Annotated in this window: 15 protein-coding genes; 8 read left to right on the top strand and 7 right to left on the bottom strand. The window is 69.3% G+C overall.

Features of this window, described 5'->3' with window-relative positions; all coding sequences use genetic code 11:
• Position 1 precedes the first annotated feature (1 nt).
• A complete protein-coding gene (locus tag RN901_RS08905) occupies positions 2-1,039 on the bottom strand; it encodes a transporter substrate-binding domain-containing protein (RefSeq protein ID WP_310757919.1) in 1,038 nt (345 codons plus the stop codon).
• Between the two features lie 166 nt (positions 1,040-1,205).
• Here RN901_RS08905 and RN901_RS08910 point away from each other — a divergent pair, with 166 nt between their 5' ends.
• Genes RN901_RS08910 through RN901_RS08920 form a run of 3 tightly spaced genes read left to right on the top strand, consistent with a single transcriptional unit; the run spans position 1,206 to position 4,932 of the window.
• On the top strand, positions 1,206-2,546 hold the full coding sequence (locus RN901_RS08910) for a M20/M25/M40 family metallo-hydrolase (protein ID WP_310757920.1): 1,341 nt from the start codon (positions 1,206-1,208) through the stop codon (positions 2,544-2,546).
• Entirely contained in the window at positions 2,543-3,955 is a 1,413-nt protein-coding gene (locus RN901_RS08915) for an amino acid permease (RefSeq protein ID WP_310757940.1), read from the top strand. The genes RN901_RS08910 and RN901_RS08915 overlap by 4 nt, the downstream gene beginning before the upstream one ends.
• Positions 3,952-4,932 carry an EamA family transporter gene (locus RN901_RS08920; protein WP_310757921.1) on the top strand — a complete coding sequence of 327 codons (981 nt, stop codon included), beginning with the start codon at positions 3,952-3,954 and terminating at the stop codon, positions 4,930-4,932. The genes RN901_RS08915 and RN901_RS08920 overlap by 4 nt, the downstream gene beginning before the upstream one ends.
• Positions 4,933-4,945: 13 nt before the next feature.
• Here RN901_RS08920 and RN901_RS08925 read toward each other — a convergent pair whose 3' ends face one another.
• Positions 4,946-5,332, bottom strand: coding sequence for a hypothetical protein (locus RN901_RS08925; protein WP_310757922.1), 387 nt, complete (start codon positions 5,330-5,332; stop codon positions 4,946-4,948).
• 219 nt (positions 5,333-5,551) lie between these two features.
• Here RN901_RS08925 and RN901_RS08930 point away from each other — a divergent pair, with 219 nt between their 5' ends.
• The 3 genes from RN901_RS08930 to RN901_RS08940 all read left to right on the top strand — a co-directional run bounded on the left by RN901_RS08930 (position 5,552) and on the right by RN901_RS08940 (position 11,204).
• A complete protein-coding gene (locus tag RN901_RS08930; protein WP_310757923.1) occupies positions 5,552-7,036 on the top strand; it encodes a serine hydrolase in 1,485 nt (494 codons plus the stop codon).
• Positions 7,037-7,067: 31 nt separating this feature from the next.
• Positions 7,068-8,549: a serine hydrolase gene (locus tag RN901_RS08935; protein WP_310757924.1), complete on the top strand. Its 1,482-nt coding sequence runs from the start codon at positions 7,068-7,070 to the stop codon at positions 8,547-8,549.
• A 75-nt stretch (positions 8,550-8,624) separates the two neighbouring features.
• A complete protein-coding gene (locus RN901_RS08940) occupies positions 8,625-11,204 on the top strand; it encodes a zinc-dependent metalloprotease (protein WP_310757925.1) in 2,580 nt (859 codons plus the stop codon).
• A 31-nt stretch (positions 11,205-11,235) separates the two neighbouring features.
• On the opposite strand, the gene RN901_RS08945 is transcribed toward RN901_RS08940, so the two are convergent.
• Genes RN901_RS08945 through RN901_RS08955 form a run of 3 tightly spaced genes read right to left on the bottom strand, consistent with a single transcriptional unit; the run spans position 11,236 to position 17,180 of the window.
• Entirely contained in the window at positions 11,236-12,579 is a 1,344-nt protein-coding gene (locus RN901_RS08945; RefSeq protein ID WP_310757926.1) for a hypothetical protein, read from the bottom strand.
• Between the two features lie 24 nt (positions 12,580-12,603).
• A complete protein-coding gene (locus tag RN901_RS08950) occupies positions 12,604-15,615 on the bottom strand; it encodes a prolyl oligopeptidase family serine peptidase (RefSeq protein WP_310757927.1) in 3,012 nt (1,003 codons plus the stop codon).
• A gap of 32 nt (positions 15,616-15,647) precedes the next feature.
• Positions 15,648-17,180: an amidohydrolase family protein gene (locus tag RN901_RS08955; protein ID WP_310757928.1), complete on the bottom strand. Its 1,533-nt coding sequence runs from the start codon at positions 17,178-17,180 to the stop codon at positions 15,648-15,650.
• Between the two features lie 227 nt (positions 17,181-17,407).
• Between RN901_RS08955 and RN901_RS08960 the strand changes: the two genes are divergently transcribed.
• The gene (locus RN901_RS08960; protein ID WP_310757929.1) at positions 17,408-18,478 is read left to right on the top strand and encodes a branched-chain amino acid aminotransferase; all 1,071 of its coding nucleotides are present in this window, start codon (positions 17,408-17,410) and stop codon (positions 18,476-18,478) included.
• Positions 18,479-18,524: 46 nt separating this feature from the next.
• On the top strand, positions 18,525-19,694 hold the full coding sequence (locus tag RN901_RS08965) for a hypothetical protein (protein WP_310757930.1): 1,170 nt from the start codon (positions 18,525-18,527) through the stop codon (positions 19,692-19,694).
• 52 nt (positions 19,695-19,746) lie between these two features.
• Here RN901_RS08965 and RN901_RS08970 read toward each other — a convergent pair whose 3' ends face one another.
• Together RN901_RS08970 and RN901_RS08975 are read right to left on the bottom strand one after the other, a co-directional pair.
• Complete coding sequence (locus RN901_RS08970) at positions 19,747-20,313, bottom strand: hypothetical protein (protein ID WP_310757931.1); 567 nt, start codon at positions 20,311-20,313, stop codon at positions 19,747-19,749.
• A gap of 150 nt (positions 20,314-20,463) precedes the next feature.
• Entirely contained in the window at positions 20,464-21,243 is a 780-nt protein-coding gene (locus RN901_RS08975; RefSeq protein WP_310757932.1) for an SDR family NAD(P)-dependent oxidoreductase, read from the bottom strand.
• Positions 21,244-21,386: the final 143 nt, after the last annotated feature.

Here is a 21,386-nt window from a genome sequence, read left to right on the forward strand (position 1 = left end):
GTCAGCCGCCGCCGGGCCAGAGTGCGGCCCGCTGCCGGAAGACGGACGGGTCGGCGCGCCATTCCGCAAAGCCTGTGCGGCGTTCGTCGGTCAGCCAGTTGATTCGGTCGTCGATGCAGGTCAACAGATCGCGGTCGTCCGCATCCAGCGCGAAGCCCCCGAACTCGGCGAGAGAATCCCGGGCGGCGACGGTGAACGCTCCGCCCGACCTGTGCGCGGCCTCGCCGCTTCCGATTTCCCCTTGGGCCACGGCGTCGATGCGTCCATCGTGCAGGGCGTCGAACAATTCCTGGTCGCCGGACTCCCGGCCGAGGTACACCACCTGCGGCATGTCGCCGGATGCGGGGTGAAGGCGGGTTCGGCCCCCGAGGACGGGCGATGCCATGGCGGCCGTGATCGTAAACGCCGCCGTACCATCCGCGACCACCGTGCCGGCCGGCGTCTCCACGCGCGTCCCCGCCCGGAGCACGCCGGAACCGTCCACGATTCCCGTGATCTGGAGCAGCCGTGCTTCTCCCGTTGTCCCCGGAAGGACGCCCACGCGCACCGCGCTCGTGAGCGCGTCGTAGGAGGAGAGCCGTGCGGCATCCTCGTTTCGCACCAGGAGCGACTGGCGGAACGCGATGTGGCCGGACGTGAACGCAACCGCCGGGGCGCCGGAATCGTCGACCGTCCGCGACTCGAGAATCGTGATGCCGCCGCCGGCCATGTCGAAGTCCGGCGTCGCGGGCAGAAGCCAGATTCCGGGCCAGTCGGCGATCGGGCGGCGCACGAAGGAGAGTCCGGTACCGGGCATGGCCTCGAGCGCGCTGAGGAGGTCGGCCTCGTAGCCCATGTGCCGACTGAACCCGGGCGAGTGCGGGTCCTCGTCCGCGCTGTAGCTGACCGGGGCGAAGAATGCGTAGAACGCGACCGTGAGAGGCGCGTCGCCGCACGTCGCCGACAGCGGCGGCTCCACGGCGCCTCCGCAGCCCACACCGACGAGCGCAAGCCCGGCCAGCAGCGGCCGCGCGATCGACTCTGTCGCCTTGAACTTCACCTCGACATCTCTCTCAGCCGTCGGCCCGCAGTGAGACCGCGTTTTCGACATGTGTTCGGAAACGGTATTCTTCACGAGCCGACTCCCGCCAGAGAGCGGCATTCCTGTGCCCCTGGCGGCCGACGACGACCGCCGAAGAGATCCGATTCGAGGAGACTCAGCCGCCATGTACGCACGATATGCCCGGACCGTCAGTGGATTCATCGTCTCCGCCCTCTTCGGCATGGCCATCGTCGGGGGCATCCCGGCTGTGGCGACGGCCCAGGCGCCGGGTGACGACGTGCGGCGCCTCGCCGAGCATCCCGCGGTGCGGAGCGCCTTCCGGATCATCGAGGAACTCGAGCCGAGGACGATCCGCGAACTCATCGAACTCACGGAAGTCGCGGCGCCCCCCTTCATGGAGGACGAGCGCGGCCGGGTCTACGCGGAGTGGCTCCGGGAGGCCGGCGCGGACTCCGTGTTCATCGACGAGGAGGGCAACGCGGTCGCGATCCGGTACGGCCGGGGCGGCGCGCGGGGAGCGACGCCGGAGGGGGAGCGGCGGACCGTCGCGCTGTCGGGACACCTGGACACGGTGTTCCCGGCGGACGTCGACGTGACGGTCACGCAGCGCGGGGACACGCTCTTCGCCCCCGGCATCGGCGACGACACGCGCGGCCTCATCGCGGTCCTCACCGTGCTGCGGGCGCTCGAGGCCGCCGGCATCGAGACGGAGGCGGACGTGCGGTTCATCGGGACCGTCGGGGAGGAGGGGCTCGGCGACCTGCGCGGGATGAAGTACCTGTTTCGCGAAGGCGCGGACCCCATCCACACCTGGATCGACATCGACGGCACCGGGCTGGGTCGCATCGTGAACAAGGGGCTCGGTTCCCATCGTTTCCGCGTGACGTTCCGGGGGCCCGGCGGGCACTCCTGGGGCGCGTTCGGGATGGCCAGCCCCGCCCATGCGCTGGGCCGCGGGATCCGTCACTTCCAGGATGTGGCCGACACCCTCACGCGATCGGGGCCGCGCACGAGCTACAACGTGGGGCGGCTCGGCGGCGGGACCTCCGTCAACTCGATTCCGTTCGAGACGTGGATGGAGGTGGACATGCGCTCCGAGAGCGAGGAGAGCCTCGCGCGCATCGACGCCGCCTTCCGGAACGCGATGCGCCGGGCGCTGGAGGAGGAGAACTCCCTGCGGCGGGCCGGGCCGGAGATCGAACTGGAGCTGGACCAGATCGGGGACCGTCCCTCGGGAGAGGTCGCGGACGACCATCCCCTGGTCGAGCGGGCCATCGCGGTCATGCCCCTGTTCGGGGCGGTGCCCGCGCTGACCCGTTCGTCGACGGACTCGAACATCCCGATCTCCCTGGGGATCCCCGCGGTGACGATCGGGAGCGGGGGCATCGGGAGCGGGGCCCACTCGCCCGGCGAATGGTGGATCAACCGTGACGGCCACCGCGGGATCCAGGCGAACCTCCTCCTGCTGGTGAGCGAGGCGGGCCTGGCCGAGCCCATCCCCTGAAGAATCCCAGGGCCGGGTTCGGCCTCCACACGGCGGCGGCGGTCGTCGTCGCCAACATGATCGGGACCGGCGTCTTCACGAGCCTCGGCTTCCAGCTCGAGTCTCTGAGATCCGGGTTCGCCCTGCTCATGCTGTGGGTCGTGGGCGGCGTCGCGGCCGTGTGCGGCGCCCTCACCTACGCCGAGCTGGGGTCGACGATCCGGCGCTCGGGCGGCGAATACACCTTCCTCTCGCACATCTACCACCCGGCAGCCGGCTTCGTCTCGGGCTGGATCTCGGCCACGATCGGGTTCGCGGCTCCCACGGCGCTGGCCGCGATCACGTTCGGGACGTACCTGTCGTCCGTCTTTCCGGCACTGCCCGCGCGGTGGCTCGCCGTCGGGCTCGTCGTGCTGCTCTCGGTCGTCCATGGGCGCACCCACCGCACCTCGGGCGGCTTTCAGCGCTGGTCGACGACGGCCAAGGTGGTCCTGATCCTCGCGTTCGTCGCAGCCGGGCTGTTCCTCGTCGCGGAACCCCGGGAAGTCGGTGTGCTCCCCTCGGCGGGCGGCGTTTCGAGTGTGTTCTCCGCCGGGTTCGCCGTGTCGCTCATCTTCGTGTCGTACTCGTATTCGGGCTGGAACGCCGCGACCTACGTGACGGGCGAACTCCGGGACCCGCGGCGGACGCTCCCCCGCGCACTGGCGGCGGGGACGCTGCTCGTGATGGGACTCTACGTCGGACTCAACTACGTCTTCCTGCGCGCCGCCCCCGTAGAGGAGATGGTGGGACGGCTCGAGGTGGGATACATCGCGGCGGGGTACATCTTCGGACCGGTGGGGGCCGACCTGATGGGGATCACGCTCGCGCTCCTCCTCGTCTCCACGGTGAGCGCCATGGTGCTCGCGGGTCCGCGCGTGCTGCATGCGATCGGCGAGGACTATCCGACCTTCCGGTTCCTGAGTTCCATCAACGCTCGCGGGACGCCCGGCGTGGCCATCTTCACGCAGGCCGCGATCAGCCTCCTGTTCATCCTCACGGAATCGTTCGAGACGATCCTCGTCTTTTCGGGCTTCACGATGGGCCTCAACACGTTCCTGGCGGCGGGCGGCGTGTTTCTCCTGCGCCGGCGGCAGGCGTCGGGCCGGACGTCAGGCCGGACGTCGGGTCGGGGCGCGGACGGGCGGGCGGACGGAGTCGGTGGATCCGAGGCGGACGAACCGTACCGAGCCTGGGGCTACCCCGTGACGCCGCTCATCTTCCTGGCCGTGACAGGGTGGACGCTGGCCTACATCCTGCGCGACCGGCCGCTCGAGGCCGGGCTGGGACTGGGGCTCATCGCCGTCGGCCTCATCATCTACGCCGTCACGCGCGCCCGCGATCGACGGAGCGACAATCGACGCACAGACGACCGACGGACCCGCCCTTGATTGCGCCCCCCACATCCGCCGCGCCCGCGGCTTCCACCCGAGATCTGCTGCTGGCGTTCGCCGCGGTGTACCTGGTGTGGGGGTCGACCTACCTGGCGATCCGCTTCGGCGTCGAGACGATCCCTCCCTTCCTCCTCGGGGGCACGCGCTTCCTGGCGGCGGGCGTGATTCTCGCCGTCGTGTCCCGCCGTCGGGGCGCACCGGTCCCGAAGCCTTCCGAATGGAAGGCCGCCACCATCTCGGGCGTGTTCATGGTCGTGGGCGGCAACGGACTCGTGTGCTGGGCGGCGCAGTACGTACCCTCGGGGCTCACGGCCCTGCTCGTGGCCACGGTGCCGCTGTGGCTGGTCGCGATCGCGCGCCTGGGGCCGGACCGCGAGACGACGAGTCCGCTCGAAGTCGCGGGGCTCATCCTGGGCCTGGGCGGCGTCGTCCTCCTCGTGAGCAGTTCCGGGGCGGACATTGGGATCCGCGGGGCGAGCGCGAACCAGGTGGTGGCGGGGGCCCTCGTCGTCGTGGGGGCGTCCGTCAGCTGGGCCATCGGCTCCATGTACAACCGGCGGGCCGCGCTGCCGCAGCCGCCGCTTTACGGCACGGCGCTCACGATGGCCGCCGGTGGCCTGATCCTCGTGCTGATCGGACTGGCGACGGGAGAGTTCGGCCGCCTGTCGCTCGGCGACGTGTCCCTGCGGTCATGGCTGTCGCTGATCTACCTGGCCGCCATGGGGTCGATCGTGGCCTTTTCGGCCTACATGTGGCTTCTGCGCACCGTGCGGCCGGCGGCAGCGGGCACCTACGCGTACGTGAACCCGGTCGTGGCGCTCTTTCTGGGCTGGTGGCTGGCGGACGAGGCGTTCACGCTGCCGATGCTGGCGGGCACCGTGATCATCGTGGCGGGGGTCGTGCTCGTACAGCGGGGAAGGGCGCCGAAGGGCGGCCCGAGGCCGGCAACCGTGCGGGCACCGGCCTCGAGGTAGTCGCCCCGCGCGGTCAGAGTGAGAGCGGAGGCCGGCGTCGCTGCTGCAGCTCGGCCACGTATTCCCGGTACTTCTCCATCTGCTCGTCGCTCAGCACTTCGGCGAGCCTGGTCTCCGTCTCCTGCTGGAGTTCCTGCATGAGTTGCATCATCGCGTTCCGGTCCCCCGACCCGCGCGCGGCCTGGAGACGCTCGCGCCGGCTCTCCGCCTGGGTCTCAAGGATCTCACGGACCTTTACGACCTGCTCCTCCTCCAGCGCGAGCCGTTCCGTGAGGGCCGTCATCTGGTCGTCGAGGCTCATGCCGAAGCCGCGGGCTCCCCGCTGAGCCTGCGCCTCGAGCGGCGCCGCAGCGGCGAGTGCGACCATTACGAGAGCGAATGCTCCGATCGATTTTCTCATGGATATCCTCTCTTTCCTGCCTGATTCCATCACCTGATTCCATCGCCTGTTTCCCGTCCGCGTGGCGAACGGCCTTCTCGTTTGAAACGACACGGATCCCGCCGGAAACGTTATAGCCCTTGCGCCGGACGCTTCGGATGCACTCAGCTACGCAGTGGTGCTTTGCCACGGGCTGCCGGCCCGCGAGGGCCGCCGGCCAGGAACGAATGGGGGTTTCGCATGAAGGCTCAGCCGGGAATCCGTCACAGGTTCCGCATCCGGGCGGCGGCAGGCGGCATCCTGCTGGTCGCGGCGTGCGTTGCCGGGTGCGGGGAAACGCGCACCGTGCCCGAGGAAGACGAGGCAGCCCACGAACGCTCGCACATCGCGGGGATGGCCGCGCACCACATCTGCTCGGGGGTCTTCGTCGTGGGGCGCGACTACGAACGTTCCGTCGAGGAGGTCGTGGCGCAGGACATCCGGCGTTTCGAACTGTTCAACTGGCAGGACGACTTCCAGTACGACGTGAACTTCGAGACGCGCACCGCCTCCATCTCCGGAGAGGACTTCGGCACGCGCTCTGCCGAGTACAACGGAGACCAGGGGTGCACGATCCTGCCGGCCGACCTCGAGGACGTGACGTACGAGCCGCAGGTTGTCGAGCGGCTCGGTCCGGACCCGGCGGTGACGGCCTGGCCGACCGGTGACGTCGGCGCGTATCACGACCCGCCGCCGCCGGAGGTCGACATGGAGGCGCTCGAGGCGGCCCTCGACTGGACGATGGCCCAGACCGAGCACAACACGCGCGCGCTCGTCGTCATCTACGCGGGAAAGATCCTCGGCGAGCGCTACGCGCCCGGCTTCACGCGCAACACGCCGCAGATCTCGTGGTCCCAGGGGAAGAGCATCGCGAGCGCGCTCGTCGGCGCGGCGATCCAGGCCGGTCACCTCGACGCCGGACTCGACGACCCGGTGCCCGTCCCCGAATGGCACGGGGAGGGCGACCCGCGCCGGGAGATCCGGATCCGGGACATCCTGAACATGAGTTCGGGCCTCGACTTCCTGAACCTCGGCCTGACGGACTCGCTGTCGTGGACGCACGCGAACGAACACTTCCGGATCTACTTCGAGGGGATCGACGTGTTCGAGCACGCGATCGACCAGCCGATGGACACGCTGCCGGGCGCGATCTTCCGCTACCGGAACTCCGACCCGCTCACCGCCAACCACATCGTGCGGGAGGCGGTCGAGGCACGGGGCGAGGATTGGCTCACGTATCCCCAGCGCATCCTGTTCGACCGCATCGGAGCCCGGAACTACGTCCTCGAGACGGACGCCTGGGGCAACTTCATCGTCACCGGCTACGACTACGGGAGCGCGTGGGACTGGGCCCGGTTCGGCCTCCTCCACCTGTGGGATGGCGTGTGGCCGACGCCCGATGGCGGAAGCGACCGCATCCTGCCCGAGGGCTGGGCGGAATTCGTCAGCACGCCCGCTCCGGGCGCCGAAGCGCTGCAGTACGGCGGGCTGTTCTGGCTCAATCGTGGCGGCTCGCTTCCGCGCGCCCCGGAGGACGCATACTGGGCCGCAGGATTCATGGGACAGTACACGGCCATCATCCCGTCCCGGGATCTCGTGATCGTCCGGCTCGGCCCGAGCCCCGGTGACACCGGTGCATATCTGTCGGACATCATCGGAGAGGTGACGGCGGCGATCGACCGGTAGTCCGGTCCCTCTCTCCGGAATGGGGGTTCGCATGAGCGCTCGCATGGGGCTTCGGCGCCGGCACTGGCGTCCGATTGCGGCGGCGGCCGCGCTGCTGCTGCCGGGCTGCGCGCCGGAGCCGGACGCGCGGATCGAAACGGAAGAAGAGGACGAGGCCCACATCCGGGGACACGTGGCCGGGATGGCGGCGCACCACCTCTGCGCCGGCGTCTTCGTCGTGGGCCGGGACTACGAGCGGTCCGTCGAGGAGGTCGTGACGCAGGACATCCGGCCCTTCGACCGCTTCGACTGGCAGGAGGACTTCGAGTACGCCGTGGACTTCGAGACGCGCACGGCCTCCGTCTCGGGAAACGGAGTCCCGACGCAGTACGCGGAGTACAACGGCGACCAGGGTTGCACGCTCCTTCCGGCCGGGTTCGAGGATGTGACGTTCGAGCCGACGGTCGTCGAGCGCCTGAGCCCGGATCCCGAGGCGACCGCGTGGCCTACGGGCGACGTGGGCGCCTACCACGACCCGCCGCCGGCGGAGGTCGACGTGGCGGGGCTCGCAGCGGCCCTCGACTGGGCGATGACGCAGACGGAGCACAACACCCGGGCGCTCGTCGTCATCTACGCCGGGCGGATTCTCGCCGAGCGCTACGCGCCGGGCTTCACGCGTAACACGCCGCAGATCTCGTGGTCGCAGGGGAAGAGCATCGCGAGCGCCCTCGTCGGCGCGGCGATCGAGGCCGGGCATCTCGAGGCGGGACTCGACGACCCCGCGCCCGTGCCCGAATGGCAGGGAGCGGACGATCCGCGCCGGGAGATCCGCCTCCGCGACCTGCTGAACATGAGTTCGGGGCTGGATTTCCTGAACCTGGGCTCGGACCCCGTCCTCCGCTGGACGCACGCCCACGAACACTCACGGATCTACTTCGAGGGGATCGACGTGTTCGAGCACGCGATCGACCAGCCGATGGACACGCTGCCGGGCGCGATCTTCCGCTACCGAAACTCCGACCCCCTCACGGCGACGCGCATCGTGCGGCAGGCCGTCGAGGCGCGCGGGGAGGACTGGCTCACCTATCCCCAGCGCATCCTGTTCGACCGCATCGGGGCGCGGGACTACGTCCTCGAGACGGACGCGTGGGGGAACTTCATCATCACGGGATACGACTACGGGAGCGCCTGGGACTGGGCGAGGTTCGGGCTCCTCCACCTGTGGGACGGCGTATGGCCGACGCCCGATGGCGGGTCCGACCGCATCCTCCCGGAGGGTTGGGTGGATTTCGTGAGCACGCCGGCTCCCGGCGCGGAACTCCTCAACTACGGCGGGCTGTTCTGGGTGAATCGCGGCGGAGCGTTTCCGGGGGCCCCGGAAGACGCGTACTGGGCGGCGGGGGCCATGGGACAGTACACGGCCATCATCCCGTCCCGGGATCTGGTGATCGTCCGGCTGGGGCCGAGTCCCGCCGACCACGGCGCCTACATGTCGGACATCATCGGCGAAGTGACCGCGGCAATCGACCGGTAGCCGTCCGCCGTTGTAATGTGTAGGCCCTTTCCCCGGCACCCCGGGGGAGTCAGTTCCTGTCGGCAGGAGGCGTCTGTGTACTCGCTGACCCGTTTTCGAATGCGTCTTATCGCGCTTCTTCTCGTCCTGATCCCCGCGGCGGCGGTCGCGCAGGACTCCGGAGGCGAACTCCCCTCGATCGCGGACAAAACCGCCTCGATGCGGGCCATCGACGGCTTCATCCCCATGTACTGGGAAGCGTCGAGCGGCAAGCTGTGGCTCGAGATCTCGCGCTGGGACACGGACATCCTCCACATGACGGGGCTCGCCTCGGGGCTGGGGTCGAACGACATCGGGCTCGACCGCGGGGCGCTCTCGGGCTCCCGCCTCGTGCGCTTCCACCGCGTGGGGCCGAAGGTGCTGATGATCCAGCCGAACCTCGACTTCCGGGCGAGCAGCACGAACCCGCGCGAGGTGCAGGCGGTCACGGACGCGTTCGCCCCCTCCACGCTGTGGGGCTTCACGGCGGCGGCGGAGACGGACGGGCGCGTGCTCGTCGACGCGACGGACTTCGTGGTCCGGGACATGATCAACTGGGCGCAGCGGCTGCGGCCGGGGACATACCGGTTCGACGCGAGCCGGAGCGCCGTGCACCTGCCGATGACGATGGGGTTCCCGGAGAACACGGAGATCGAAGCGTCGCTCACCTTCGTCCGCCAGCCGGGAGGTGGGGGCGGCGGGTTCGGCGGATTCGGAGGTGGGAGCGGCGCGTTCGAAGGGGTCGGGAACGTGGCCTCGACCGGCGAGGCGGCGACAATCCGTCTCCATCACTCCTTCGTGCAACTGCCGGAGCTGGGGGAGTACACGCCGCGGGCGTTCGATCCGAGGGCCGGCTACGGGGCCATGAGCTTCGCGGACTACTCGGCGCCGCTGGGAGAGGACATGCGGCAGCGGTTCATCCGCCGGCACCGGCTTGAGAAGCGGGACCCGTCGGCGGCCATGAGCGAGGCGGTCGAGCCGATCGTCTACTACCTGGATCCGGGGGCGCCGGAGCCGATCCGGACCGCGCTGCTCGACGGCGCCCGCTGGTGGAACCAGGCGTTCGAGGCGGCGGGCTTCCGGGACGGGTTCCGGGTGGAGATGCTGCCGGACGGCGTGAGTTCGCACGACGTGCGCTACAACGTGATCAACTGGGTGCACCGCTCGACGCGCGGCTGGAGCACGGGCGGCTCCGTCACGGACCCGCGCACGGGCGAGATCCTGAAGGGGGTGGTGACGCTCGGCTCGCTCCGGTGGCGGCAGGACTACCTGATCGCCGAGGGTCTCCTCTCGCCCTACGCCAACGGCGACGAAGTGCCGCCGGATCTGGCGGAGTGGGCGCTGGCCCGGATCCGGCAGCTGTCGGCGCACGAGGTCGGACACACGCTCGGCCTCGGCCACAACTACTACGACAGCAGCCGCGGCCGGATCTCGGTTCTGGACTACCCGCACCCACTCGTGACGCTGGGCGACGACGGACGGCTCGACTATTCCGAGGTCTACGACGTGGACATCGGAGAGTGGGACAAGGTCGCCATCGTGTACGGGTATTCGGACTTCCCGGAGGGGACGGACGAAGCCGCGGAACTGCAGCGGATCCTCGACGAAGCCTGGGACGAGGACCTCATCTACTTCACGAACCAGGACATCAACATCCACGCGCGCGCCGACCAGTGGTCGAACGGGGTCGACGCGGCCGCGGAACTCGAGCGGATGATGGACGTGCGGCGGCACGCGCTGGACCGCTTCGGTGAGGGCGCGATCCGCTCGGGACGACCGATCGTGACGGTCGAGGAGGCGCTTGTCCCGCTGTACATGCACCACCGCTACCAGGTGGACGCCGCCGCCTCGCTGCTCGGGGGGCTGGAGTACGTCTACGCATTCCGAGGGGACGGGCGGACGCCCGTGAAGCGCGTCGCCGGCGAGGCACAGCGGGCAGCGCTCGGCGCGCTGGCCCGGACGATGCGGCCGGCGGAGCTGGAGATCCCCGCGGGCGTGCTGGAACTGCTGCCGCCCCGGCCGCCGGGGTTCGGCCGCACGCGCGAGACCTTCCCGCGCTACACCGGGCCGGCCTTCGATGCGGTCACCCCGGCGGTGGTGGCGGCGGACCACACGTTGTCACGCGTCCTCGAACCGTCGCGGGCCGCGCGGCTCGTGCAGCAACACGCGCTCGACCCGACGCTCCCGGGGCTTAAGGAAGTGCTGACGGCGCTCGTCGACGCCGTGCGCCCGGAGCCGAACGAGACGCTTTATCGCACCGAACTGCGGCTCGCGGCCTACCGCGTGCTCGTGGACCGGATCATGGTGCTCGCCGATGGGGCCTCCATGCCGCATGTGCGGGCCCTTGCGACCCGGAAGCTGGTGGACCTGAGGGCCGAGATGGCGGCGAATCCCCCACCGGAAAGGGACGCGGCCTTCGTGCAACTAGTCGACCGCGACATCGAGCGCTTCCTCGAGAAGCCGTCGGCGCCCTACGCGATGCCGGGGACGCCGAACGCCCCGCCGGGCGCGCCGATCGGGGAGCCCGCGATGGACTGGCTGGCGCGCGACGCCTGGACCACCGCCGGCCCCGCCGGCTGGGCGACAGGGTGGCTCGGGACTTCACCGGCCTGTTCGGTCGATCGCAAGAACTTCTGACTCGGACGTTCCCGCGGGAACGCGGCGGGGTTCAGCTGTAGCCGATGGCGAGGGCGATGACGAGGGCGACCGCTCCGAGCGCCATGAGCATGAGGTAGCGCGGGATCACGAAGCGCAGCCACGACTCGTAGCGGACGCCGCTCGCGGCCAGGATCGCCATCAGGGCGCCGTTGGTGGGCGTGATGAGTTCGCACAGCCCCGCCCCGTACTGGTAGGCGAGGATCGTGATCTGCCGCGAGAGCCCGAGCAGGTCCGAGAGCGGGACGAGGACCGGCAGCGTCAGCACCGCCTGGCCGCTCACGCTGGGCACGGCGAAGTGCAGCACCCCCTGCGCGGCCGACATGCCGATGGCCGAAAGCGCGAGCGGCAGGTCGGCGAGCGGGATGAACAGCCCGCGCACGATCGTGTCGATGATGCGCCCGTCCACCATGACCACGTAGATCGCGTGCGCGAAGCCGATGAGGAGCGCCGCGTACCCCATCGACCGGAAGCCTTCCGCGTAGGCCTTCGCCGTCCCCGTCACGCCGAGCCGCCCGATGATCCCCACCACGATCCCCATGATGAAGAAGAGCGCCGACATGTGGTCGAAGTCCCACTTCAGCCCGACCAGTCCCCACACGAGGATGCCGAAGGTGGCGACGACGATGGCGAAGATGGTCCCGTCCCTCCATCCGAACGCGGTGTCCGGTTCGGAGGCGTCCGCGTCTTCCGGAGGGACGCGGGTGCGGGCGGCGTAGCGCATCGTCCACCAGATCCAGAGACCGAGGGCGATGGCGAGGAAAGCGATCCGGAAGAGGCTGCCCGAAAGCGGCGGCACCTCCGCCACCTGCTGGGCGATCAGGACCTGAAACGGGTTGATGGGACTGAAGGCCGACCCCACGAACGCGGAGCCCGCGCTCACGGCCACCCCGACCATCGGAGAGTAGCCGAGCCGCTTCGTGAGCAGCATGAGCGCGGGCACGAGGGGGATGATCTCCTCCTGCATGTTCTCCGTCACGCCGCCCGCCGCGAAGGCGAGACAGACGACGGGGATCGCGAGGATCTCGCGGCCCTCGAGCCCCCGGACGAGCCAGGTCACGCCCCGCCGGAGCGCCCCCGTCGCATCGAACACGGCAAACGCCCCGCCGATGAGAAAGATGAGGAACACAACATCGGCGCGATCCGCCATCCCCCGCGGGATCGCGACAATCGCCTCGAAGGCGCCGATCCGGTTGGCTTCGACCTCGTGGAAGGTCCCGGGCACCACGACACTGCGCCCCGTCACCGGATCGTCCCGCCGGTCGTACTCCCCCGCCGGCAGGACGTACGACAGCGCCGCGGCCGCCAGGATCGCGACCGTGAGCAGCGTCAGCGGGTGCGGAAACCGCAACCGCATCACGCGCGCACCAAGCGCCCGGGGCTAGCGGCCGCCGCGCTCGCTGGAAACCCCGCCCTGTTCGGAGACCGGCTTGCCGATGAGTTCGAGGCCGAGGTCACGGCCCTTCACGACGGCCGGGACGCCTTCCTCCATCCAGCGCGGGGCCGGGGCATCGATCAGGTAGTGGTCGAAGAACTGCTGCATGCGGATCGCCCAGTCCTCCTGGTTCGCCTGTCGTCCGAGCCCGTGTCCCTCGCCGTTGTAGTTCAGCATGAACACGGGCAGCTCCAGCCGGCGCATGGCGACGAACATCTCGATCCCCTGGTACCACGGCACCGCGCCGTCCTCGTCGTTGTGGAGCATGAGGAGCGGCGTCCGGATCTTGTCCGCGAAGAAGACGGGTGAGTTGTGGACGTAGCGGTCGCGCTCGTCCCACAGAGTGCCGCCGATGCGGCTCTGCGTGCGCTCGTACTGGAACATGCGGCTCATCCCGCTCTGCCAGCGGATGCCGCCGTACGCGCTCGTCATGTTCGACACGGGCGCACCCGCCTCCGCGGCGGCGAAGACGTTCGTCTTCGTGATCATGTAGGCGATCTGGTATCCGCCCCACGAGTGGCCCTGCACGCCGACCCGGTCCGGATCGATGAACCCCTGCGCGATGAGCGCCTGCACGCCGGGCACAACGGCGTCGAGCGCGCTCTCGCCTGGATAGCCGATCTCGTACGGGATGTCGGGGACGAACACGACGTATCCCCGGCTCGCGTAGAACGAGAAGCGGACCGAGGCCCGGTTCGGCACGGGCGGCTGGTAGCTGTGCAGCCCGTCGGACATGCGCTCGTAGAAGTAGACCATGAGCGGATATTGCTGCGAGGGATCGAAGCCGTCCGGCTTGATCAGGATGCCGTCGAGCGGCGTGCGGTCGTTCGACATCCAGTGGACGAGTTCGGCGCTCCCCCAGCGGTACTCCGCCTGCTGCGGGTTCGCGTCGCTCACCTTGCGCGCGTTCCCGAAGTCGGCGTCGCCGACCCACAGGTCGGGGAACTCGACGAACGTCTGGCGCGTCCACACGTAGCGCTCCGCGTCCTCGGCCTTCGTCGGCGACGCGTAGCGCACATCGTCCATGACCAGTTCCTCGACCCGGCCCGCCTCGTCCGTCCGGCCGCGCGCGAACCCGGACGCCTTCGTACCCATGTCGAACACGGAGAAGAGGACGTCGCCCTCCTCGATGCCCTCGCCCGCGCCGCCTCCTCCGCCGAATCCGAACCCGAAGAAGTTGCCGCCTCCACCCTCGGCCACGCGCTGCACCCGGTAGCGGAGGTCGGCCTCCCTCCCCTGCGTGAGGCGCACGGCGGGCTCATCGCCGCTCGGATCGACGCGCCACACGTCGTTCCGGTCGTACACGAGCATGGCGGCGTCCCCTTCGACCCACGTCGCGCCACCATAGGGGGGCGGTCCCTGCGGGTGGTCGTCGAGTTCGTTGTAGAAGGCGACCGGAAGACTCGCGGTCAGGCTGCGCGTCGGCCCGGAACCGTCCATCGGCGCGGCCTTCCAGTCCCGATCCGTCTCGTCCCACCAGTACGCGTACGTCCCATCCGGCGAGAGGCTGGCGCCGCCGAAGCCGCGCACCGCCTCCACGATCATGCGGCGCTCGCCGGTCAGAACGTCGACCGCGTACGCGTCCTCGTAGCGTCCGTCCCACGAGATCTTCTGGCGGTGCGGCATGTCGCTGGTCGCGAGCACGTAGTCGCTCATGCCGCTCTCGGGGCGGGACACGTCCGGGATGCTCGCGGTGCCCAACTGCACGACGCCGTCCCGGCCCTCGTGCGCCACCGCCAGATACGAACGGTTGCGTTCGCGGTTCGCCTGCACGAGCTGCATCGGCTGCAGGTACGGGTCGCGCCAGTTCCAGATGTCGAGCGTCACGCGGTCCGCGTCGAGGATCTCCTCGTCGGGCTCCGGCTCGGGACGCGGCGCGGTGCCGAAGAAGAGGCGATCCCCGTCCTCGCTGAAGGAGACGGACCCGTTCTCGCTGATCCACCAGCCGGCGGACACGCCGGCCGTCTCGTGGTCCGCCACCTTCTCCGCCGCCCCGCCGTCGGACCGGTAGAGTGCGAAGGACGGCTGGTCCATCTCCCACTCGTCCACGTTGCTCAGGAAGGCGAGGCGTTCACCCGATTCGTCGAAGGCGACCTGCTCGTAGTGGCCCTCCCCGGCGAGCACCTCCACGCTCTGGCCGCTCGCGGGATCCACGAGATGGAGCCCGTCCCCGCCCTCGTCCTCGGTCGAGGCCACGTACGCGAGCCCGTTCCCCGCGTCCGCGACGGTGTAGGAGACGACGTCGGCGAAGCTGTGCTCTTCGCCCGTGTCGAGATTCAGGAGCACGAACGGCGTCCCATCTTCCTTCTCGTGCCGCTTCTCGTACTCCGCGGAGCGCTCCTCTTCCTCTTCCTCTTCGCCCTCCCCCTCTTCCTCCTCGGCGGCTTCCGCGGCCTCCTCGGCCTCTTCTTCCTCCTCTTCTTCCTCGGGATTCTCGGACAGGAGGTAGGCGACGAAGGCGCCCCCGTCCTCCGGGACCCGGAAGGAGTCGATGGGACCGGCCCGCCGGACTCCGACGTCATCTCCGGCGCCGTCCGCGAACGCTTCGGCGAGGTTCATTACGGCGAGCGAGTCGCCGGGGAGGTCGTCCCCGCGCTTCCCTTCGAGGCGGAGCGAGTCGACCACGGCCTTCACCGGCGGCACGCGGAAGGCGAGGTGCCGTGAGTCCCGCGTGAAGGAGGGCGAGCGACCCCGGAAGCGGCGTTCCGCCGAGCCGTCGCTGCGCGCGATGACGAGCGTGGGGTCGCCGTCCCAGGGCGTGAGGACGTAGGCGAGCCAGGTGCCGTCCGCCGAGATCGTGCGGCCGCCGATGGAGTTCCAGCGGTACGTGTCCTCGTGATCCAGCGCTGGCTTGACTTCCTGGGCGGCCAGCGCGGCGGGCGCGAGGAGAAAGGCGGCCGCGGCGGCGAACCGGCGGCGGCGGACGGAAGGACGGGAAGAACCAGAGACGGGAAGCATCCGACGCTCCTGTTTCGGGACGTTCATAAGTCTCAACGCTTGAAGTAGACGGGGTCGGTCGGCAGCGCGTCGACATCGACGATCCTGCCGGCGGCCATGACGACCGACTGTTTCCGGATGTTCGCGATATCGGCGAGCGGGTCGGCGTCGAGCACGAGGAGGTCGGCGAGCTTGCCAACTTCGACCGTGCCGAACTCATCGAGCGCGCCCGACGCGATGGCGCCGTTGCGGGTGGCGGCGACGATCGCCTCGCCCGGCGTCATCCCCAGTTCGACGAGACCCTCGATGGCGAGGATCGTCCCGATGCCGGGCTCCTGCCAGATCGGCTTGGGCGCGCGTCCGTACTCCGGCGCCACGCCCGCATAGTTGTCCGTGCCGAGGGTGGTGATGCACCCGCCGTCGATCAGCTTCTTCGCGTTCAGGCGGCGCATCTCCGTGCCGTACCCAAGCGCCCGCTGCTCACGGCGAATCTGGTAGCTCGTCTTCTCGCGCTCCACGGGACGCCGCAGCCGCCCCCATTCGCGCGCTCGGGCTCCCTCCGCTTCGCGGGCCAGACGTTCCTCGGCCGCCGCCCGGTTCGCCAGGTGGTTCTCCCAGGCGGGGCCGGTGATCGTGTTCACGAGCATCGAGCACACGATGCCGCGGTCCACGATCTGCTGGACGAGCGCGTCCGACAGCTCGCGGTTCGCGAGCACTTCGGGGTGCTGGATGAGGTCGATTCCCGCCTCGACGGAGAGCCGCAGCCCCTCCGGATTCGTGGAGTGGGTCTCCGCAATCAGGCCCCGCGCGTGCGTCTCCTCCACGATCACCCGCTGCGCCTCCGGCGAGAACCCGATCAGCGTGGGGAACGCCCAGTGACTCGTCCCCCCGTACTTGAGGAAGTCCACCCCCTTGTCGAGATACTCGCGGATCCTCACCCGCAGTTCCTCGGGATACAGGTCCATCAGATCCTCGCCCGCGCCCTGGGCGATGTGGTCGGAGAACTGTTCCTCGTAGAGCGAGAGGTCGTCCTCCGGGATGAGGGCGAAGGTGATCGAGTAGGGCCCGCCCCAGCCGACGATGTTGCCGGCGACCTGGAGCCGCGGTCCGATGGCCTTGCCCGAGGCGATCGCGTCCCGCACCTGCTGGAGTTCCGGGAGCGCGCCGTAGCTGTCGCGGAGGTGGGTGACGCCGAACTTGAGGTGCATCTGCGCGGCCTCGAGCGTGAGTTCGGGTCCCATCAACCGGTAGAAGACGGAACTCTCCTTCCGGTCCTTGTTTCCCCCGCCGTACAGGGAGATGTGCACGTTCGTGTCGACGAAGCCGGGCGTGACGAACTTGCCGGCGCCGTCGATGACGCGCGCGCCATCCGGCACGTCGACGTCCGCGCGCGGACCGGCGGCCGCGATGCGGTCCCCTTCCACGACGACGGTGGCATCGGGGAGAGGAGGGCCGCCGTTTCCGTCGATGAGGGTCGCGCCGACGATCGCCGTCGCCTGCCCCAGCAGCCCGCCCCCCGGGACGAGGATGGCGAGAAAGGCCAGCGTGGTGGTGATCGAGAGGGCGCGGCGGGTGGGGCGGAACATGCGGGAACCTCCTCGTTTCAGCGGAGCTTGCGTAAATTGACACTAACAGCTTGCTCGGCCCGCGAGTAGCCGCCCGCTCCGGCGAGGTCGCCAGCGGTTGGCAGGGCGGGACGGTGCGCGTTAGGCTGTCGCATCCTGCCCATCCCGGACTCCGCAAGGGGCATGACGCGGAACCGGTGGGCAGCCGACGACGACTGATACATGCGACTGACTACAGGCGAGAGATAATGGCGACGATCACCACGAGGTTTCCCCTCAGACACGTCGAGCGTTCACGGCTCGAATCCGTCGACTTCGACAACCTTCCGTTTGGCTCGATCTGGTCGGACCACATGTTCGTGGCCGACAACATCGATGGCGAATGGACCGACGCGGAGATCCGGCCCTACGGCCCGATGCCGATCTACCCGAGTTCGAAGGGGCTGCAGTACGCCGTCTCGATGTTCGAGGGGTTCAAGGCGCACATGACCCCCGAGGGGGACCTGGCGGTCTTCCGGCCGGACATGAACCAGAAGCGGTTCAACCGCACGGCGACCCGGTTCGTGATGCCGGAACTCCCGAAGGATCTGTTCTTCGACGCGATGCGGGAACTGCTCGACGTGGACCGCGGCTGGCTGCCTACCGCCGAACAGGGCGCGCTCTACATCCGCCCCAGCTACTTCAGCACGGATCCGACGCTCAGCGTCGTGTCGGGCCGCTCGTTCCGGTACGTCCTGATGACCGCGCCCGTCGGGCTCTATTTCACCGGATCGGAAACGGTCAGCCTCGTGACGACGCGCAAGTTCGTGCGGGCCTTCCCCGGCGGTACCGGCGGCCACAAGCCCGCGGCCAACTACGGGCCGACGATGCTGGCCTCCCAGCAGGCGCAGGAGCAGGGGTACGACAACGTGATCTGGCTCGACGGCCACGAGGGCCGGTACGTCGAGGAGTGCGGGGTCATGAACATGTGGTTCGTCATCGACGGGACCGCGATCACGCCTCCGCTGGAGGGGACGATCCTCCCGGGCGTCACGCGCGACTCCCTGATCCGGCTGTGCGAGGACTTCGGGATCCCGTGCGAGGTGCGCCGGATCGCGGTGGACGAACTCCTGGAGGCGCACGCCGCCGGCACCCTGGACGAAGCGTTCGGCTCGGGAACGGCCGCCACGGTCCAGCCCATCGACCGCCTCGGCCTCGACGGGACGGATGTCCTGCTTCCGCAGCGTCCCGACTCCCTTGCCGCACGGCTCAAGGCGGAGCTTCACGGGATACAGACGGGGCGGATAGAAGACCGCCACGGGTGGCTCTGGCGGCCGTAGGCGCCGGCTGGACAGCGAGACAGCTCGAGGAGGAGGTGTCGTAGGCGTGTCATCGGATCCACCGTTCAAGGCCACGCTCGGGATCAGGCCCGCGTCCCGCACGGACTTCATCGACGTGCGCGCGAAGCTGGCCGAGGAGTTCGGGTCCGAGTTCGCCCGCTATCCGAAGGCGCTTTATGTCTCGCACCATACGACGGCGGGATACCTGGACCAGCGGCTCGCGCAGCGGCTCGACAACGACCGGACCAGGCTGCGGGAATACATCAAGGTCTTCCTCGAGATTTTTCCGCCCAACGCGGGATACGAGCACGATGAACTCGAGCTGCGGACCGAGCTGTCGGAGGAGCAGAAGGCCACGGAGCCGGAGAACGCGGACTCGCACCTGACGTTCATCGGCGCCGGGCTCCAGAGCGCCACCTCGTACGACAACAAAGAAGGGCGACCGGTCTGGTTCGTCGATCTCGATGGCGTCCACAGGGGGGGCACCCGCAACAGGCGGACGACGGTCGTGGGATACGGTTCGGAGGAAGTCGTGGCCCAAACGCAGTTGAGCGTCAAAGCCTCGACGCGGGCCATCGATGCCATCGACCTCAGGGAACCGGAGGCCGGGTTCGTGGATCGGCTACAGGACCTGGTCGAGGAACACGGCGTCTCCTTCGGGCGACTGGATGTCTCGCTGGCGCCGCAGGAGACCAACGCCAGCCTGACGGTCAACGAGTTCGAGCCCCTGTTGATGACGCAGGATCTTCGCGGCGCGCTTCTCAGCCCCTTGCGATTCATGGCCGATCAGGGCCGGGAGATCCTGCGAACGCCGCTGTCACTTCCGGGCAAGGCGCTGCGGCTGCCGGGGAAGGCGCTGCGGCTGTCCGGGAAAGCGCTGAACGTCGCCAGAATGGGCACGACCGTGCTGCGAACCTCTCCCGGCCCCGTCCTCGACACCGCCACGGTGGAGGCCGTCCACATCATGAATCGGGTCCTGGAACGGATCGGCGTGGACGAATCCGTGATCGCGCGGGTGCTGAACCGGGCGGTGGCGCTTCCGGTGCGCCGCTTCCAGGGCCTCAGGCGGGAGATCAGCCTTCCCGTGATCGACCGCGACGGGGATGGGAACGGCGAGATCCCGTGGGGCACCTACCAGAGCCCCATCCTCATCCAGTGGAGGGCCCCGGGGGAAACGACCCGCGACCTCGACGTGAAACTCGTCCGCTTCGCCTAGCAGCTAGCAGCCGCCCGCGGCGAAGGCCCGGGCCGCAACTCCGGCGGCCGTGTCAGGCCGGGCCGGCGGCGGGGTCCTGAAGTGGGACTCCGAACACCTTGTCCTCAAGGCGGGTCACACGACCGGTCTGCCGACCCTCGACCCCGCGGAGTTCGGTGCGCACTTCCGCGATTTCGGCCCGGAGATCGTCGCGGGCGCCCCGTACCTCGCTCCGAAGCTCGTTGCGCACGGCCTGTATCTCGCCCCGGAGCTCATCGCGCACGCCGTGTATCTCACCCCGCAGCTCATCGCGCACGCCGCGTATCTCACCCCGCAGCCGTTCCTCGAGGCCCTTCATCTCGCCGCGAAGCCCTTCCTCGAGGCCCTTCATCTCGCCTCGAAGCCCTTCCTGGAGGCCCTTCATCTCGCCTCGAAGCCCTTCCTGGAGGCCCTTCATCTCGCCGCGCGAACTTTCCTGGACGCCGCCCAACTCGGCTCGGAATCCATTCATCTCGCCGCGCATTTCCTTCATCTCGCCGCTGAGCTTGCGGATGGCGGCGTGGGTGAAAGCGCCGACCGCCGCGCCCACGCTGATGATGGTCAGCATCAGGGTGATGATTCCGGCCACGTCCAATCCCATCGTTCGAGCTCCCGTCGAGGTTTCCGTGCGGCGGCGACGCGACGGCCGCGTGCCGTTTCCGCACCAACCTCCGGGCAAGGATCAACTTGGGATCAAATGGGCGTCGCCTCAACCTGAACGGGCGCGACGCCGGGGTTCAGGCGGCTCCGGTCAGACGAGCGAGCGGCCCTGTGAGCCATCCACGGCGATGCAGGCTCCGGTGACCAGGCTGGCGCGCTCGGAGGCCAGGAACGTCACGACATCCGCCACCTCGTCGGCCCGCCCGAACCGCCCCAGCGGCAGGTTCGCCTCCACGAACTTCCGCATCCCCTCCGGGTCCGACTTCACGCGCTTGTCCCAGCTCCCGCCGGGGAACTGGATAGAGCCGGGCGCGACGCAGTTCACGCGGATGCCGTCCTTGGCGAGTTCCAGCGCCATGATCCCGGCGGCCGAAATCAGCGCCGTCTTCGTGGTGTTGTAGATCGAGAGTCCGGGACCGCCCTTCTCGCGTCCGAAGACCGACGACACGAAGACGATCGACCCCCCGCCCGCCGCCCGCATGTGCGGGATCGCCAGCCGGCTGGCCCGGAAGCCCGACAGGACGTTGAGTTGGAGGATGTCCAGCCAGTCCTCGTCACTCGTCTCCTCGAACTTCCCGCGCCGGTTGCCCCCGACGTTGTTCACGAGCACGTCCAGCGCCCCGTAGCGGTCGACCGCCGCCTCGACGAGCTGCGCCGCACCGCCTTCCTCGGCGATGTCGCAGGCCACCGTGACGACATCCGCGACGCCGTCCGCCCGCAGCGATTCGGCCGCTTCTTCGAGCGGCTCCCGGTTGCGCGCACACAGCGCCAGCCGCGCGCCTTCCGCCCCCAGCGCCCGCGCGATGTAGAGGCCGATCCCCCGGCTCCCGCCGGTGACGACCGCAACTTTCCCCTTCAGCTTGAGATCCATGCGCGAGACTCTACGGGGGGTCCCGTCGCTCCGCTAGCCCGCCTGGTCGCGACGAGATGCGGTCGGTGGGGAGCTCCATGAGTTTCCGCTATCTTGCATCCCGATCCAGGATCGGACTCTGCCAAGTCCGCCTTGCTCCTCAG

Origin of the sequence: Candidatus Palauibacter soopunensis, assembly GCF_947581735.1 — a bacterium.
Lineage (GTDB): Bacteria > Gemmatimonadota > Gemmatimonadetes > Palauibacterales > Palauibacteraceae > Palauibacter > Palauibacter soopunensis.